Source organism: Pseudothauera lacus, from assembly GCF_003034845.1.
Taxonomy (GTDB): domain Bacteria; phylum Pseudomonadota; class Gammaproteobacteria; order Burkholderiales; family Rhodocyclaceae; genus Pseudothauera; species Pseudothauera lacus.
The window spans coordinates 16,526-31,076 of sequence record NZ_PZKC01000011.1; the positions used below are offsets into that span (position 1 = coordinate 16,526).

17 protein-coding genes and 1 tRNA gene are annotated in these 14,551 nt (G+C 66.2%); 1 reads left to right on the forward strand and 17 read right to left on the reverse strand.

Annotated features, from left to right (window positions below):
• Nucleotides 1–14: 14 nt before the first annotated feature.
• The 7 genes from accC to C8261_RS12970 form a co-directional block, all read right to left on the reverse strand.
• Nucleotides 15–1,376 (reverse strand): acetyl-CoA carboxylase biotin carboxylase subunit, encoded by a 1,362-nt coding sequence (gene accC / locus C8261_RS12950; RefSeq protein ID WP_107494148.1) that lies wholly within the window; start codon nucleotides 1,374–1,376, stop codon nucleotides 15–17.
• Nucleotides 1,369–1,497 carry a hypothetical protein gene (locus C8261_RS17760; RefSeq protein ID WP_268987185.1) on the reverse strand — a complete coding sequence of 43 codons (129 nt, stop codon included), beginning with the start codon at nucleotides 1,495–1,497 and terminating at the stop codon, nucleotides 1,369–1,371. Before C8261_RS17760 ends, accC begins: the two co-directional genes overlap by 8 nt.
• On the reverse strand, nucleotides 1,490–1,618 hold the full coding sequence (locus tag C8261_RS17765; RefSeq protein ID WP_268987186.1) for a hypothetical protein: 129 nt from the start codon (nucleotides 1,616–1,618) through the stop codon (nucleotides 1,490–1,492). Before C8261_RS17765 ends, C8261_RS17760 begins: the two co-directional genes overlap by 8 nt.
• Nucleotides 1,619–1,625: 7 nt before the next feature.
• Nucleotides 1,626–2,078 carry an acetyl-CoA carboxylase biotin carboxyl carrier protein gene (accB, locus tag C8261_RS12955; protein WP_107494149.1) on the reverse strand — a complete coding sequence of 151 codons (453 nt, stop codon included), beginning with the start codon at nucleotides 2,076–2,078 and terminating at the stop codon, nucleotides 1,626–1,628.
• Between the two features lie 49 nt (nucleotides 2,079–2,127).
• Entirely contained in the window at nucleotides 2,128–2,625 is a 498-nt protein-coding gene (gene aroQ / locus C8261_RS12960) for a type II 3-dehydroquinate dehydratase (protein ID WP_107494150.1), read from the reverse strand.
• 63 nt (nucleotides 2,626–2,688) lie between these two features.
• Nucleotides 2,689–3,249 carry a TlpA family protein disulfide reductase gene (locus tag C8261_RS12965; protein WP_107494151.1) on the reverse strand — a complete coding sequence of 187 codons (561 nt, stop codon included), beginning with the start codon at nucleotides 3,247–3,249 and terminating at the stop codon, nucleotides 2,689–2,691.
• The gene (locus C8261_RS12970; RefSeq protein WP_107494152.1) at nucleotides 3,246–3,857 is read right to left on the reverse strand and encodes a hypothetical protein; all 612 of its coding nucleotides are present in this window, start codon (nucleotides 3,855–3,857) and stop codon (nucleotides 3,246–3,248) included. The genes C8261_RS12965 and C8261_RS12970 overlap by 4 nt, the downstream gene beginning before the upstream one ends.
• A gap of 91 nt (nucleotides 3,858–3,948) precedes the next feature.
• On the opposite strand from C8261_RS12970, the gene mpl reads away from it, so the two are divergent.
• Nucleotides 3,949–5,310, forward strand: a complete 1,362-nt coding sequence (gene mpl / locus C8261_RS12975) for a UDP-N-acetylmuramate:L-alanyl-gamma-D-glutamyl-meso-diaminopimelate ligase (protein ID WP_107494153.1) — start codon at nucleotides 3,949–3,951, stop codon at nucleotides 5,308–5,310.
• 8 nt (nucleotides 5,311–5,318) lie between these two features.
• Here the strand turns inward: mpl and C8261_RS12980 are convergent, their stop codons facing one another.
• The 10 genes from C8261_RS12980 to C8261_RS13030 form a co-directional block, all read right to left on the reverse strand.
• Nucleotides 5,319–6,209: an alpha/beta fold hydrolase gene (locus tag C8261_RS12980; protein WP_107494154.1), complete on the reverse strand. Its 891-nt coding sequence runs from the start codon at nucleotides 6,207–6,209 to the stop codon at nucleotides 5,319–5,321.
• Nucleotides 6,210–7,485: 1,276 nt separating this feature from the next.
• Complete coding sequence (locus C8261_RS12990) at nucleotides 7,486–7,914, reverse strand: type II toxin-antitoxin system VapC family toxin (RefSeq protein ID WP_219905205.1); 429 nt, start codon at nucleotides 7,912–7,914, stop codon at nucleotides 7,486–7,488.
• Nucleotides 7,911–8,165 (reverse strand): type II toxin-antitoxin system Phd/YefM family antitoxin, encoded by a 255-nt coding sequence (locus C8261_RS12995; RefSeq protein WP_107494155.1) that lies wholly within the window; start codon nucleotides 8,163–8,165, stop codon nucleotides 7,911–7,913. Before C8261_RS12995 ends, C8261_RS12990 begins: the two co-directional genes overlap by 4 nt.
• Before the next feature lie 254 nt (nucleotides 8,166–8,419).
• Nucleotides 8,420–8,496, reverse strand: a tRNA-Ile gene (locus C8261_RS13000).
• 32 nt (nucleotides 8,497–8,528) lie between these two features.
• Nucleotides 8,529–10,520, reverse strand: a complete 1,992-nt coding sequence (gene rpoD, locus C8261_RS13005) for an RNA polymerase sigma factor RpoD (RefSeq protein WP_107494156.1) — start codon at nucleotides 10,518–10,520, stop codon at nucleotides 8,529–8,531.
• 50 nt (nucleotides 10,521–10,570) lie between these two features.
• On the reverse strand, nucleotides 10,571–12,391 hold the full coding sequence (gene dnaG / locus C8261_RS13010) for a DNA primase (protein WP_107494157.1): 1,821 nt from the start codon (nucleotides 12,389–12,391) through the stop codon (nucleotides 10,571–10,573).
• A gap of 37 nt (nucleotides 12,392–12,428) precedes the next feature.
• Nucleotides 12,429–12,875, reverse strand: coding sequence for a GatB/YqeY domain-containing protein (locus C8261_RS13015; protein WP_107494158.1), 447 nt, complete (start codon nucleotides 12,873–12,875; stop codon nucleotides 12,429–12,431).
• An 85-nt stretch (nucleotides 12,876–12,960) separates the two neighbouring features.
• Entirely contained in the window at nucleotides 12,961–13,173 is a 213-nt protein-coding gene (gene rpsU / locus C8261_RS13020; RefSeq protein WP_107494159.1) for a 30S ribosomal protein S21, read from the reverse strand.
• 108 nt (nucleotides 13,174–13,281) lie between these two features.
• Entirely contained in the window at nucleotides 13,282–13,917 is a 636-nt protein-coding gene (locus C8261_RS13025; protein ID WP_107494160.1) for a BON domain-containing protein, read from the reverse strand.
• The gene (locus C8261_RS13030) at nucleotides 13,914–14,507 is read right to left on the reverse strand and encodes a phosphoheptose isomerase (RefSeq protein WP_107494161.1); all 594 of its coding nucleotides are present in this window, start codon (nucleotides 14,505–14,507) and stop codon (nucleotides 13,914–13,916) included. Before C8261_RS13030 ends, C8261_RS13025 begins: the two co-directional genes overlap by 4 nt.
• Nucleotides 14,508–14,551: the final 44 nt, after the last annotated feature.

Here is a 14,551-nt window from a genome sequence, read left to right on the forward strand (position 1 = left end):
CCGGTGCGGGCGCCTCAGTCCTTCTTGACTTCGCTGCGGTCGGCGAGCTTCTGCTCCAGGTAGTGGATGCTGGTGCCGCCTTCGACGAAGCGGGCATCGAGCATCAGTTCCTGGTGCAGCGGCACGTTGGTCTTGATCCCGGAAACAGCCATCTCCGACAGCGCGATGCGCATGCGGCGGATTGCCTGCTCGCGGGTGTCGCCGTAGGCGATCAGCTTGCCGATCATGGAGTCGTAATGTGACGGCACCGTGTAGCCGTTGTAGACATGCGAATCGACGCGGATGCCAGGGCCGCCGGGGGTGTGCCAGTTGGTGATGCGCCCCGGCGAGGGCGTGAACTTGAACGGATCCTCGGCGTTGATGCGGCATTCGATGGCATGGCCGCGGAAGGCAATGTCGCGCTGCTTGAACCACAGCTTCTCGCCATCGGCGATGCGGATCTGTGCCTGAACGATGTCGATGCCGGTGATCAGCTCGGAAACCGGGTGTTCGACCTGCACGCGGGTGTTCATCTCGATGAAGAAGAACTCGCCGTTCTCGTACAGGAACTCGAAGGTGCCGGCGCCGCGGTAGCCGATCTTGCGGCAGGCTTCGGCGCAGCGTTCGCCGATGCGGGCGATCAGCCGGCGCTCGATGCCGGGCGCCGGTGCTTCCTCGATGACCTTCTGGTGGCGGCGCTGCATCGAGCAGTCGCGCTCGCCCAGATAAACGGCATTGCCGTGCTGGTCGGCGAGCACCTGGATCTCGACGTGGCGCGGGTTCTCCAGGTAGCGTTCCATGTACACCACGGGGTTGCCGAAGGCCGCGCCGGCCTCCGCCCGCGTGGTGGTGACGGCGTTGAGCAGCGCCGCTTCGGTATGTACCACGCGCATGCCACGGCCGCCGCCGCCGCCGGCGGCCTTGATGATCACCGGGTAGCCGACGGCGCGGGCGATCTTGACGATCTCCTTGGGGTCGTCGGGCAGCGCGCCCTCGGAACCGGGTACGCAGGGTACGCCGGCGGCCTTCATGGCGTCCTTCGCGGAGACCTTGTCGCCCATCAGGCGGATGGTATCGGGGCGCGGGCCGATGAAGACGAAGCCTGACTGTTCTGCGCGTTCGGCAAAGTCGGCATTCTCGGAGAGGAAGCCGTAGCCGGGGTGGATGGCCTCGGCGTCGGTGACCTCGGCGGCGGAGATGATTGCCGGCACGTTGAGATAGCTCATTCCGGAGGGTGCCGGGCCGATGCACACGGACTCGTCGGCGAGCTTGACGTACTTCGCCTCGGTGTCGGCCTCGGAGTGCACTGCAACCGTGCGGATGCCGAGTTCGCGGCAGGCACGCAGCACCCGCAGGGCGATTTCACCGCGGTTGGCGATCAGGATCTTCTCAAACATGGGTGCCCCCCGCGCTGAAACCGCCCTCGTGGCCTGCGGCCACGGAGCAATTTGGCTGCGCCGCTGCGCCGCCTGCCGGCGGCTGGTCACCGCGGTTGGCGATCAGGATCTTCTCAAACATGGGTGCCCTCCGCGCTGAAACCGCCCTCGTGGCCTGCGGCCACGGAGCAATTTGACTGCGCCGCTGCGCCGCCTGCCGGCGGCTGGTTACCGCGGTTGGCGATCAGGATTTTCTCGAACATGATGCGCTCAGCCGATGATGAACAGCGGCTGGCCGTATTCGACCGGCTCACCGTTGTCGACCAGGATGGCCTTGATGACGCCGCTGGCGTCGGCCTCGATCTCGTTCATCAGCTTCATCGCTTCGATGATGCACAGGGGATCGCCTTCCGACACCGACTGGCCGACGTCCACGAAGACCTTGGCGCCCGGGGCGGAGGAGCGGTAGAAGGTGCCGACCATCGGCGACTTGACGACGTGGCCGGGCGGCAGGGCGTCGGCGGCGGGCGCTTCCGGCGCTGCGGCGGGCGCTGCCGGGGCGGCGTGCATCGGTGCGGGCATGTGGGTGACGTAGCTGCCCTGCGGCGGTGCCGACAGGTGCTTGGCGATGCGGACCTTCTCTTCGCCTTCGGTGACCTCCAGTTCGGAAATGCCCGATTCCTGGACGAGGTCGATGAGTTTCTTCAGCTTGCGCAGATCCATGCTGTTCTCCGGACTGGATGCGGCCCGCGACGGGGCCGTCGTGTGTTGTTCAGTGCTGTGCATCCCGCACGAGCGGGAGGGCGAACTCGAGGGCGGCCAGGTAACCCTGGGCGCCGAGCCCGCAGATGACACCTGCGGCGCGATCCGAAAAATAGGAGTGGTGCCGGAACGGCTCGCGCGCGTGGATGTTGGACAGATGCACCTCGACGTAGGGGATGTTCACCGCCGCCAGGGCGTCGCGCAGGGCGACGCTGGTGTGGGTGTAGCCCGCCGGGTTGATGATGATGAAGCCGACGCCTTCGGTGGCGGCGGCCTGGACGCGATCGATGAGCTGGCCCTCGTGGTTGCTCTGGAAGGATTCCACCACCACGCCCTCGGCGCGCGCGCGGGCTTCCATGGCGACATGGATGTCCGCCAGCGTGGTGCGCCCATAGACTTCGGGTTCGCGAGTGCCGAGGAGATTGAGATTGGGGCCGTGAAGAACCAGGATGCGGGCCGCCGGAGGAGGCGGGGTGTGGTTCTTCTGGGTGCGTTTTGAGCGCGTCATGGCTGCAAGTTTGCCGCAAATCGCCGCATTTTGTCCACTGCGGCGGGTTCTTCGGGGACGCTTTCAGCTGGCTTGCACGGGCAGCAGTGCGCGAATTCTGCCTTCGAGTTCGTCAGCTTTCAAGGTGCCCAGCTTGATGTAGGCGATCTTGCCCCCCGGCGCGAGGATGACGGTGAAGGGCAGGGCCTGTGCGGCGTTGCCGAAACTGGCGGCCAGTTGCAGGGTGGCGGTGTCGCCGATCAGCAGGGGGTAGGGCACCGCATGCTGGGCCTGGAAGGCCGCAACAGCGTCGGCACGGTCGATGGAAAGGCCGACGAACTGCACCGCAGCGTCACTCATGCGCTGGCTGACGGCGGCGAAGTCGGGGATTTCCTTGCGGCAGGGCGGGCACCAGGTGGCCCAGAAGTTGACCACCAGCACCTTGTCCTGCCACTGCGCCAGCGCCTGCGGCGTGCCGTCGAGATCGGGCAGGGTGAGCGCCATCAGGCTGGCGCCGGCTTCGGGGGCAACCGCTGGCGCGCTCATCTCGGCTGCCGGGGCAGGGGTGTCGCGGCTCCAGTAACCGGCGGCTGCGGCTGTCGCGGCAACCACAGTAACGAGGGCAAGTTGTGCTGCTTGCTTCATTCTTTTTCTTCCATGTTGCGGCCATCTGCGGCGATCAGTGCTTCGACCTGCGCCGTGCGTGCGCGTTCGTGGGCCTTGCGGGCGACGCGCTGCTGGCCATCCGGATAGATCGCCAGACGCACCGGGATGTCGTCCCAGTCGAAGCTGAGCACCGTTTCCGGCGGATTGGCGCCGGGATGGCGTGGTTTGCGGTGTTCGTAGGCGACGTTTTCGTTGAGGAAATAGATCTCCACTTCCTTGGCGCTTTCGGGGAACAGGTCGATCTCGATCTCGGCATAGCGCCCCGCGGTGCCGTCGAGCACGGCGCCGGTCAGATAGGGGCGGAAAGCCTCCAGTTCGCGCATGATCTCCACCGCCGCGCAGCGCATCTCGTGCACCCGGGCGTCGTGTTCGTCGTCCTGGAACAGGGCCTGCCAGGCGCGCAGCTCGGTTTCGACCTCTTCGTTGGTGGGCAGGGCGTCGCCAACCCCGGCGCCGAGCTGGCGGGCAGCCTTGCGCTTGGCGAAGAGGTAGTCGCGGATGCCATCCTCGGCCATCATGCGCGCCGCCAGGGCGGCGATTTCGCGCCGCAGGGTGGCGCTGCGCGGTGGGCTTGCGTGAGAGGCCATGGGCAGGGAAGGGCGCGGTCGCCTTCGGGTAGAATCGCGCCCATTGTACACGGGCCGGTTGCGCAGGCATGACGGCCTCAACGGAGTTTCCATGCACATCCACATTCTCGGCATCTGCGGCACCTTCATGGGCGGCGTGGCGCTGCTCGCGCGAGCCGCCGGACATGTCGTGACCGGCTGCGACGCCAACGTCTATCCGCCGATGAGCACCCAGCTCGAAGAGCAGGGCATCCGCCTCGTCGAGGGCTACGACCCCGCCCAGCTCGACCTGGCGGCCGACGTCTACGTCGTCGGCAACGCCATCTCGCGCGGCAATCCCCTGCTCGAAGCCATCCTCGATCGCGGCCTGCCCTACGTCTCGGGGCCGCAGTGGCTGGCCGAACACGTGCTGGCCGGGCGCTGGGTGCTGGCCGTGGCCGGCACCCACGGCAAGACCACAACCACCGCGCTGCTGGCCTGGATGCTTGAGGATGCCGGGCTCAATCCTGGCTTCCTGGTCGGCGGCGTGCCGCAGAACTTCGGCGTGTCGGCGCGCCTCACCGAGTCACCCTTCTTCGTCATCGAGGCGGACGAGTACGACACCGCCTTCTGCGACAAGCGGTCGAAGTTCGTCCATTACCGCCCGCGAACCGCCATCCTCAATAATCTTGAGTTCGATCACGCAGACATATTCGCCGATCTGGCGGCGATCGAGACGCAGTTTCATCATCTTGTGCGCATCATGCCGGGCGCCGGGCGCATCGTCGCCAATGCCGCCGAGCCCGCGCTGGCGCGGGTGCTGGCGCGCGGCTGCTGGTCGGAACTGGAATGGTTCGACAGCGCCGCGGGGTGGTCCGCCAGTGAGGGCGAGGATGCCGCGCAGGCGGTGTTCTGCCTGCAGGGGCGTGAGCTTGGTCGTGCGCAGATGCCGCTGGCCGGCCGCCACAACCGCAGCAACGCACTGGCCGCCATTGCCGCCGCCCGCCATGTCGGCGTACCGCCGGAGCAGGCCATTGCCAGCCTGAACCGCTTTGCCGGCATCAAGCGCCGCCTGGAGGTGCGTGGCGTGATCGAGGGCGTCACCGTGTACGACGACTTCGCCCATCACCCCACCGCCATCGCCCTGACCATCGAGGGCCTGCGCCGCCGCCAGCCCGCGGGGCGCATCCTTGCGGTGCTGGAGCCGCGCTCCAATACCATGAAACTGGGGGTCATGAAGGCGCAACTGCCCGCCAGTCTCGCCCACGCCGACCAGGTCTATTGCTACGGCAAGGGCCTGGACTGGGACGTTGGCGCAGCCCTCGCCCCGCTGGGCGAGCGCGCAGCCTGCTTCGACGATCTCGACGCCCTGGTCGCCGCCGCCAGCGCAGCGGCGCAGGCAGGCGATCACCTGCTGGTGATGAGCAATGGCGGTTTCGGCGGTGTGCACGGCAAACTGCTCGACGCCCTGGCGCGGCGCGCGGCACCGAACTGACGCAGGTTTCAGCGCATCGTGGCGGTGTCGGCTACGGCGAGGCCATCAACCCAGTCGTCCACCAACTGGCGCACTTCATCCGGCCGCTCGGTAAGCGGCCAGTGCTGGCAGTCGATGTCGCGCACCTGCGCGCCCGCGCTGCGCAAGGCGGCGGCCATGCGGGCGCCGTCGGCAAAGGTGGCGGCGCGCGAGAGCAGGGCCAGCATGGGGATGCCGGTAGGCAACGGCGGCGAGCGGAACATCTCTACCAGATCCTGCAGATACACCGCTAGCGGTACATGGCGGAGATCGGCACGGGCCGAACTGTAGCGGCGGATGAAGGCTGCGGTGTCCTGCTGGCTGAGCAGCGCATGACGCGCCATCTCGTCGAGCGCGTGCAGATCCAGCGGCGGCAACGCGCCGCGGTGAACGCCCATGGCGTTGAGGGCGCGCACGACGCGGGCGGCGACGCCGATCAGCGGCGCCGTGCCGCCCAGCAGGCGCCAGCGCCCGCGCAGGGCGGCGCGGAACACCGGATCGATCAGCACCAGCGCCGCGCACATGGCCGTGTGGCGGGCGGCGAAGCGCAGGGCCACCTGCGCCCCCATGCTGTGGCCAAGGACGATGGCGCGGCGATGGCCAAGGTGGGCCAGCACCGCGCTCAGATCCGCACACCAGCGTTCGGTGTCGATCGCCGAGCGTGTCAGCGCTTCGCCATGACCGCGCAGATCGACGGCAATCAGATCGTGCGTCTGCGCCAGCGCACTGGCGCACATGAACTCCCGCCAGCGCGTGCGGTTGCTCGCCAGGCCGTGCACCATCAGCAGCGCCGGAAGCCCCTGCGGCTGCGCCGCCCGCACTACGGCGCAGGCGATGCGGCCATGGTCGTGATGAAAGTGGAGCGCTTGCAGATCTGGCATGGGGCGTCTCGCGCGGGTGGGGCCAATCAGTGCCTATTAACCCGGCAATCAAATACCGTTCGGGCCTGTCGAAGCCCAGTCGGCACGAACGCCCTTCGACAAGGCTCTCCTGAGCGTAGCCGAAGGGCTCAGGGCGAACGGAATAGCGTATTTCGTTGCCGGGTTAATAAGCGGACCGGTGTGGGACAGGTCGCTGCGGTTGCGGTTCTGCTCCCGAGCGCGCATTCCGCGTGCGCCGTTACACCGCTTCCCGGAACATCGACGTCGACAACCCGCCATGCCGCTGCTTTGCTCACACTGGCACGTCACTAGGAGGTCGAGGCGCCGTCGTGGTGCGCTGCATGGACTGAGCGGCGCCGAAGGCGTAGCTGACACTACGTCGAGGCGGCGTGAGGGAGTACGGCGTGCCACGGCGAGTGCATCGGCACCCGTAGCAGGGATGGTGTGAGAAATGCGGGCTGGAACACCAAGCATGGCAAAGCGCAGGCCGCAGGGCAAATAGGCATGCAGTCGCCCTGCGTGGGGTTTCCCTGGTCGCTGGCTTAAGCAGCTTGTAGATTGCCCCGGAGCTAAATAACGGCTCCCCCGGTTTGCAGACGCAGGCTGCCCGGCCGGTTGCCGATAGAGGCGGTCTTTCCAACGTCCGCCCTGCGGACGCGACTGCGGCTGGGGGGTGACTGTTGCGGCCAGGTGGCTGTGTCAGGCTGCGGAAAGTGCTTGGATCAGGTGCGGGTTGATGAAGAGCTTCTCCCGTCCGGCCTTCATCTCGCTGATCGGACGTGTCGACGGATTCGACATGATATCGTGTCGTGTCGAAAAACAGCCATATTCTCTACAAGTCAGGCTCGGTTGAGCGGTGTCCAGGGGGAGTGAGGTGGAGAGGTTGGAACGAGCAGTAGAGGCGGGAATGCACCGATTGCGGGGTGTGCCAGGGTCGCAGATTGCGGCGGGATTTGCTCGCCTCGGACTTTGACCCGCTTGCTGACGGGGCGCCAGAAAAAACAACGGCTGCCCGGTCGTACCGGTGCAGCCGTTTCTGCCTCAGGATTCAAGGTGGTGTCTGGTGGGCCCTGCGGGACTCGAACCCGCAACCAAAGGATTATGAGTTCGTCGCCAACGTGCCATGCCTAGGAAAATCAAGCATAGGGGAGCGTAAGCTACAGAACAAAAAAGTAAGCCGAGACAGTAGTTTAGCGCAGCTTGAAGAAGGTGGGAAAAACTAAGCCCTGTGCCGCTGGAGTACCGCCATCCGAGGCGATCTTGAACCCATAGGCAGTCACGGCGACGGCTCCCACGGATTGACGATGGTCACTCCCGTCGGCTTGAAATCGGCCACGTTACGCGTTACCACGGTCATGCCGTGCACCAGCGCCGTAGCCGCGATGAGCGCATCACGGTCGCCGCGCTTGTCTGGTACATGCAGCCGAGCGCAGCGCTGCGCCACAGCGGTATCGATCGGCAGTGTGCGCCCGGAGAACTCGGGTAATACGTGCTGCTCCAGCCATGAGCGCAGCATGGCCCCTTGGGTAGCGTCCTTGCGTTCAATCGACTGAACGCCAAGCTCCAACTCCATGATGGTGATGGCCGATACGAAGAGGTCGGCGGCATCGACGCTTTCCGTCCATGCCGTCACATTCCCATCAGCCTTGCCAAGCCGTACCTTGCGCAACTCGGACAGCACGTTGGTATCGAGTACATACATCATGAGAGGTCAGCCGGCCGGGCTCCAATGGTCACGCGCGGTGGCTCAAACTCGATGTCCGCAACATCCGGCATCGCCAGCGCGTCGGCAATGTTGCGCCGCTGCTTCGTCAACCGTTGATAGTCATCGAAGCTCAACAGCACGTGAGCAGGTTTACCGCGATCCGTGATGAACACCGGGCCGCTCTTGGTGGCCTTCTTCGCTCGTGTCACGTCCTGGTTCAACTCTCGACTAGATAGGGTCGTGATGGCCATAGAGCACCTCCAACATCAGCAATTGTAGGTACGTTACTACAAATCTGATTGAGAGGCAAGTGCTGATCAAGGCGAGGGGGCGGGAGCTGCCAGTCTGACGTATCTCCCCGTCACTATCTATGCCGCTTCACGTGGTGAACGGGGTAGTGTTTTTAACCGGCGCCCTGTCGTGGTCGAGTCCTGCCGCCAATAAAACAACGGCTGCCCGGTCGTACCGGTGCAGCCGTTTCTGCCTCAGGATTCAAGGTGGTGTCTGGTGGGCCCTGCGGGACTCGAACCCGCAACCAAAGGATTATGAGTCCTCTGCTCTAACCGATTGAGCTAAAGGCCCGCGCGCCCGCCGGGGCGGGCGCGGGAAGGGCTTCAGGCGTCGCTGTCGAGGAAGCTGCGCAGGCGCTCGGAGCGGCTCGGGTGGCGCAGCTTGCGCAGGGCCTTGGCTTCGATCTGGCGGATGCGCTCGCGGGTGACGTCGAACTGTTTGCCGACCTCTTCCAGGGTGTGGTCGGTGTTCATCTCGATGCCGAAGCGCATGCGCAGCACCTTGGCTTCGCGCGGGGTGAGCGAGTCGAGTACTTCGCCGGTGGCGTCGCGCAGGCTGGAGTACATCGCCGCTTCGGCCGGGGCCAGGGTGGCGGTGTCCTCGATGAAGTCGCCGAGGTGGGAGTCGTCGTCGTCGCCGATGGGGGTTTCCATGGAGATCGGTTCCTTGGAGATCTTCATGATCTTGCGGATCTTCTCCTCGGGCATCTCCATCTTTTCCGCCAGCGTTGCGGGGTCGGGCTCCTGGCCGGTCTCCTGCAGGATCTGCCGGCTGATGCGGTTCATCTTGTTGATGGTCTCGATCATGTGCACCGGGATGCGGATGGTGCGTGCCTGGTCGGCGATCGAGCGCGTGATGGCCTGGCGGATCCACCACGTGGCGTAGGTGGAGAATTTGTAGCCGCGGCGGTATTCGAACTTGTCCACGGCCTTCATCAGGCCGATGTTGCCTTCCTGGATGAGGTCGAGGAACTGCAGGCCGCGGTTGGTGTACTTCTTGGCGATGGAGATCACCAGGCGGAGGTTGGCCTCGGTCATCTCGCGCTTGGCGCGGCGCATCTTGGCTTCGCCGGTGGACATCTGGCGGTTGATGTCCTTGAGCTCCTTGAGCGGGATGCCGATGCGGTCCTGCAGGTCGATGAGCTTCTGTTGCTCTTCGAGCACCGCGGGGTGGATGCGCATCAGGCCTTCGGCGTAGTTCTTGCCCGCGGCGATCTCGTCCTTCAGCCAGTCGAGGTCGGTTTCGCGCCCCGGGAAGACCTTGATGAAGTGGGTGCGCGGCATGCCGGCGCGGTCCACGCACAGTTGCAGGATGTGGCGCTCGTGGCCGCGCACCTGCTCGACCATGTGGCGCACGGAGTCGCACAGCTTCTCGATGGACTTGGCGGTGAAGCGGATGTTGAGCAGTTCGTCGGAGATCTGCTGCTGCAGCTTGAGGTAGGCCTTGTCCTGCGAGCCCTTCTTGCCGAGCGCGGTCATCTTCTTCTGATGCAGCGCACGGATGGTCTCGAAGCGCACCAGGCCGTCGGTCTTGAGCTTCAGCAGGGAGGCGGCGTTGGCGCTTTCGCCACCATCGTCGCCGCTGTCATCGTCGTCATCGCCGTCGCCGTCGCCGTCGCTGTCGCTGTCGCTGTCGCCGTCGTCGCCGTCGTCGGTGGCTTCGGCGCCGCGCGGCTCCTCGTCGCCGGTGTTGGGGTCGAGCAGGCCGTCGATGAGTTCGTCGATGCGCATCTCGTCGGCAATGACCTTGTCCACCAGTTCGAGCATCTCGCCGATGGTGGTGGGGCAGGCGGAGATGGCCAGCACCATGTGCTTGAGGCCGTCTTCGATGCGCTTGGCGATCTCGATCTCGCCCTCGCGGGTGAGCAGTTCGACAGTGCCCATCTCGCGCATGTACATGCGCACGGGATCGGTAGTGCGGCCGAACTCGGAGTCGACCGAGGACAGCGCCTGTTCGGCTTCCTCTTCGGCTTCGTCGGCGTCAACGGTGCCGGGGACGTTGTCGGACATCAGCAGGTCTTCGGCGGCGGGTGCCTCGTCGAAGACCTGGATGTTCATGTTGTTGAAGGTCGCGATGATGCCTTCGATCTGCTCGGCATCGGCGACGTCATCGGGCAGGTGGTCGCTGATTTCCGCGTAGGTGAGATAGCCACGCTCCTTGCCCAGGGTGATCAGGGTCTTCAGGCGGGTACGGCGGACTTCGGCGTCCAGCGGCGATACCTGCGGGCTTTCGATCACCTGTGCGGCCTTGCCGGCTTTGGCGGATCGACCCTTGGGGCTGTTCTTGCGCGCATCCGTGGTCTTTTCGCGGGCCATAGCGCTCCTCGGTTCTGGGGGCAGAATGATTGGGTAAACAGGGAATTATACTAAAGTTCGGCAACTTTGCCGATGGCTGTGAGCTTGCGCTTCTCCAGAAGGAGTTCCGACAGGCGATGGCGGTCGGCGCTTTCCAGCCCGCCATTGCCCGCCAGGGCGGTGAGACGGGCGATTTCGGCGTCGATGGCGTTGGCCTGCAGCTTGCGCAGGGTGTCCTCGAAAAGGACTTCGACGACGGCTTCGTCGAACTCGGTGTCGACCAGCTCGCCGGCGACGCGGGCCAGCGTGGCGCCGTGGTCACTGTCGCGGAAGCGTTCGACAAGGGCGCCGAGTCCGCCCGTCGGGCACAGGTCGCCGACGCTGATGGCGTCGATGATGGCGATCAGGGCGAGACCCTCGGCGGAGTCCGCGGGGATCAGGTCCACTGGCAGGCGTGCCGCCCAGGCGGGGTGCTGGAGGATCAGGCGCAGCAGGGTGTCGATGGTGGAGGGTGGTTTGCGGCGCTGGCGGGCGGCCGCCGGCTGCCGCCGCGGTGTGCTGCCGGGGCGGGCCTCGAAGGGGGCGCTGTCACGCGGGGGGAAGCGTTGCGCGGCGGGGGCGTCGAGGCCAAAGGCGGTTTCCACTTCCTGTTGGGTGAGCGCGCTCTCTTCGGCGATGCGCTTGATCAGTTGCAGGCGCAGCAGCGGCGCGCCGACGCGGGTGACCAGCGGGCGGGCCTGGTGTACGAAGGCGGCGCGGCCTTCGGCGCTGTCCATGTCGCACTGTTCGCGCAGGCTGCGCACCAGGAAGGCGGCCAGCGGGGTGGCGTTGCGGGCGGCGTGAAGGAAGGCGTCGGCACCTTCGGCGCGCACGAAGGAGTCGGGGTCGTGCTGTTCGGGTAGGAACAGGAAGGCCAGCGTGGCGTCGTCGCGCAGGGCCTCGAGGGCGTTCTCGAGGGCGCGCCAGGCGGCCTTGCGGCCGGCGGCGTCGCCGTCGAAGCAGAACACGATGCGGTTGGTCTGGCGCAGCAGGGTGTTGATGTGATGCGGCGTGGTGGCGGTGCCGAGGGCGGCGACGGCATTGTGGATGCCGTACTGGGCGAGGGCGACGACGTCCATGTAGCCTTCCGCGACCAGCGCGAAGCCGCTGTCGCGGATCGGTTTCTGCGCCAGAAAGAGGCCGTAGAGCTCGCGCCCCTTCTCGAACAGCGGTGTTTCCGGGGAGTTGAGGTACTTCGGTTCGCCGCTGTCGAGCACACGGCCGCCGAAGGCGATGATGCGTCCGCGGCGGTCGTGGATGGGGAAGATGATGCGGCCGCGGAAGCGGTCGTAGCGCCGCCCCTGGTCGTTGTCGATGACCAGCCCGGCGTCGAGCAGGTTGCGCGCGCTGTATTCGGGGAAGACCTTCTGCAGCGCCTGCCATTCGTCGGGGGCGTAGCCGATGCCGAAGCGCGCGGCGATCTCGCCGGAGACGCCGCGGCGCTTGAGGTAGTCGATGGCGCTGCGGCTGTGGCGCAGTTGTTCGCGGTAGAAGGTGGCGGCGGTGTTCATTGCGGCCACCAGGGGGGCGTGGGTGTCTTCGTTGCGGGCGGAGAACTTGCCGTCGTCGGGGACCTGGACGCCGGCCATTGCCGCCAGTTCCTTGACGGCGTCGATGAAGCCGAGGCCGCTGTACTCCATCAGGAAGCCGATGGCGCTGCCGTGCACGCCGCAGCCGAAGCAGTGGTAGAACTGCTTGCTCGGGCTGACCGAAAAGGATGCCGACTTCTCGCCGTGGAAGGGGCAGCAGGCAAAGTAGTTGGCGCCGCTCTTCTTCAGCGGCAGGTAGCGTTCGATGACGTCGACGATGTCGACGCGGGCGAGCAGGTCCTGGATGAAGGACTGGGGGATCATCGGCGCTGGCTGGCCAGGCGCGCGCGGCGCAGGGTGTTCAGGTGGACAGGCGGGTGCGCAGGCGGCGAGAGACCTCGGCCATGTCGGCGCGTCCGGCGAGGCGGGGCTTCAGTACGGCCATTGCCTTGCCCATTGCGGCCAGACCCTCGGCGCCGCTGGCGGCGAGGGCTGCATCGATTTCGGCGTCGATCTCGGCGTCGCCCAGCTGTGCCGGGAGATAGGCCGACAGCACCTCGATCTCGAAGCGTTCGGCTGCGGCGAGCTCGGCGCGCGCGGCGCGGTCGTACTGCTCGGCGGCGTCGCGGCGCTGCTTCACCAGCTTGTCCACCACGGTGAGGATGGCCGCGTCGTCCAGCGTACAGCGCTCATCGACCTCGCGTTGCTTGATGGCGGCCATCAGCAGACGGATGGCGGACAGCCGTGCGCTGTCCTTGGCGCGCATGGCGGCCTTCATGTCGTCCTGGATGCGTGCGCTCAGTGACATGCTGTGCTCCGTGGCAGAAATGCAAACACCGCACCTGCGCGGGTTGTGCGCGGTGCGGTGGTGACCGGCCTCGGCCGGGCGTGAATCAGTACAGCTTGGGCGGCAGGGTCTGGCTGCGCAGGCGCTTGTGGTTGCGCTTCACGGCAGCGGCCAGCTTGCGCTTGCGCTCGGCGGTGGGCTTTTCGTAGAACTCGCGCGAACGCAGCTCGGTGAGCACACCGGTCTTCTCGATCGTGCGCTTGAAACGGCGGATCGCGACTTCAAACGGCTCGTTTTCCTTGAGGCGAATACCCGGCATTGCGGACTTCCTTGAAGTGTCTGGTGGACAGAAAGGGCGCGATTATAACCGCACAAGCACGGACAAGCCAAGTCCACGCATGGATAAATGTTCGCTCGCCGGGGGCGCTCAGCGCTCGCCGATGCGGGCGTCGAGGCGGCGGGCCTCTTCGTCGCTGATGTACTCGAACACCCGCACGACCTTGCGCACACCGGCGGTGGTGCGTGCCACCTCGGTGGCGGCGTCGGCTTCGCTACGGGTGACCAGGCCCATCAGGAACACCGTGCCGGCCTCGGTGACCACCTTGACGTGGTGGGCGGAGAAGTTCTGGTCGTCGATGAAGCGGGCCTTCACCTGTGAGGTGGTGACGGCGTCACTGGCGCGCGAGGAAAGCGTGCTCAGGCCGCCGACGACGACTTCACTGATCACCGCGTTGACGTTGGTGATGGCGCGCGCCTCGCGTTCGACCTCGGCGGCGACCTGGGCGCTGGGCACCTGGCCGGTGAGCAGGACGTTGCGGTTGTAGGAGGTCACCGCAACGTTGATGCTGTCGCCGAAGCGCTGCCGCAGGCGGTTGCGGGTGCGCCATTCGATGCCTTCATCCTCGACGTAGGCACCGGAGGTGCGGCGGTCGGCGATCATCACCGCGCCGGCGCCGGCAACGGTCACCGCAGCGGGAAAGCAGCCCTGCAGGGCGGGGATGCTGCCGAGGGCGACGAGGGCGAGGAGGGTCTTGCGGCGGGGCAGGTTGGCGGTGCGGGTCATTCTTCAACTCCCAGGAGCAGACAGTCGATGCCGTCGCACAGGCAGTGCAGGGCCAGCAGGTGAACCTCCTGGATGCGCGCGGTGCGGGCGGCAGGTACGCACAGATGGATGTCGTCGGGGCCAAGAAGTTCGCCGATGCGCCCACCGTCCTTGCCGGTGAGGGCGACAACGCGCATCTCGCGCTCGTGGGCCGCAGCGATGGCGTCGATGACGTTGGGCGAGTTGCCGCTGGTGGAGATCGCCAGCAGGACGTCGCCGGGCTGGCCGAGCGCGCGCACCTGTTTGGAGAAGACCTGCAGGTAGTCGTAGTCGTTGGCGATCGAGGTCAGCGTCGAGCTGTCGGTGGTCAGTGCGATGGCGGCCAGCGGCGGGCGTTCCATCTCGAAGCGGTTCACCAGTTCGGCGGCAAAGTGCTGGGCGTCGGCCGCCGAGCCACCGTTGCCGCAGGCGAGGATCTTGCCGTTGTTGAGCAGGCTCTGGGTCATGGTCTCGATGGCGCCGGCAAGGGGGGCGGCCAGCGCCTCGATGGCGTCGAGCTTGGTCTGCGCGCTGTCGTGGAAATGGCGGGAGATGCGGGCGATGAGGTCCATGAACGGCTCTGCGGAAGTGAGGCTTGCGGGGGCAAAAGTCTAGC

Bases quoted from the DNA above. Each gene is read 5' to 3' on its own strand.
- C8261_RS17760 (WP_268987185.1), bottom strand. From the start codon at position 1,497: ATGTTTGAGAAGATCCTGATCGCCAACCGCGGTGACCAGCCGCCGGCA.
- aroQ (WP_107494150.1), bottom strand. From the start codon at position 2,625: ATGACGCGCTCAAAACGCACCCAGAAGAACCACACCCCGCCTCCTCCG.
- C8261_RS12990 (WP_219905205.1), bottom strand. From the start codon at position 7,914: ATGATGTATGTACTCGATACCAACGTGCTGTCCGAGTTGCGCAAGGTA.
- rpoD (WP_107494156.1), bottom strand. From the start codon at position 10,520: ATGGCCCGCGAAAAGACCACGGATGCGCGCAAGAACAGCCCCAAGGGT.
- dnaG (WP_107494157.1), bottom strand. From the start codon at position 12,391: ATGATCCCCCAGTCCTTCATCCAGGACCTGCTCGCCCGCGTCGACATC.
- rpsU (WP_107494159.1), bottom strand. From the start codon at position 13,173: ATGCCGGGTATTCGCCTCAAGGAAAACGAGCCGTTTGAAGTCGCGATC.
- accC (WP_107494148.1), bottom strand. From the start codon at position 1,376: ATGTTTGAGAAGATCCTGATCGCCAACCGCGGTGAAATCGCCCTGCGG.
- accB (WP_107494149.1), bottom strand. From the start codon at position 2,078: ATGGATCTGCGCAAGCTGAAGAAACTCATCGACCTCGTCCAGGAATCG.
- C8261_RS12980 (WP_107494154.1), bottom strand. From the start codon at position 6,209: ATGCCAGATCTGCAAGCGCTCCACTTTCATCACGACCATGGCCGCATC.
- C8261_RS13015 (WP_107494158.1), bottom strand. From the start codon at position 12,875: ATGTCACTGAGCGCACGCATCCAGGACGACATGAAGGCCGCCATGCGC.
- mpl (WP_107494153.1), top strand. From the start codon at position 3,949: ATGCACATCCACATTCTCGGCATCTGCGGCACCTTCATGGGCGGCGTG.
- C8261_RS17765 (WP_268987186.1), bottom strand. From the start codon at position 1,618: ATGTTCGAGAAAATCCTGATCGCCAACCGCGGTAACCAGCCGCCGGCA.
- C8261_RS12995 (WP_107494155.1), bottom strand. From the start codon at position 8,165: ATGGCCATCACGACCCTATCTAGTCGAGAGTTGAACCAGGACGTGACA.
- C8261_RS12970 (WP_107494152.1), bottom strand. From the start codon at position 3,857: ATGGCCTCTCACGCAAGCCCACCGCGCAGCGCCACCCTGCGGCGCGAA.
- C8261_RS12965 (WP_107494151.1), bottom strand. From the start codon at position 3,249: ATGAAGCAAGCAGCACAACTTGCCCTCGTTACTGTGGTTGCCGCGACA.
- C8261_RS13025 (WP_107494160.1), bottom strand. From the start codon at position 13,917: ATGACCCGCACCGCCAACCTGCCCCGCCGCAAGACCCTCCTCGCCCTC.
- C8261_RS13030 (WP_107494161.1), bottom strand. From the start codon at position 14,507: ATGGACCTCATCGCCCGCATCTCCCGCCATTTCCACGACAGCGCGCAG.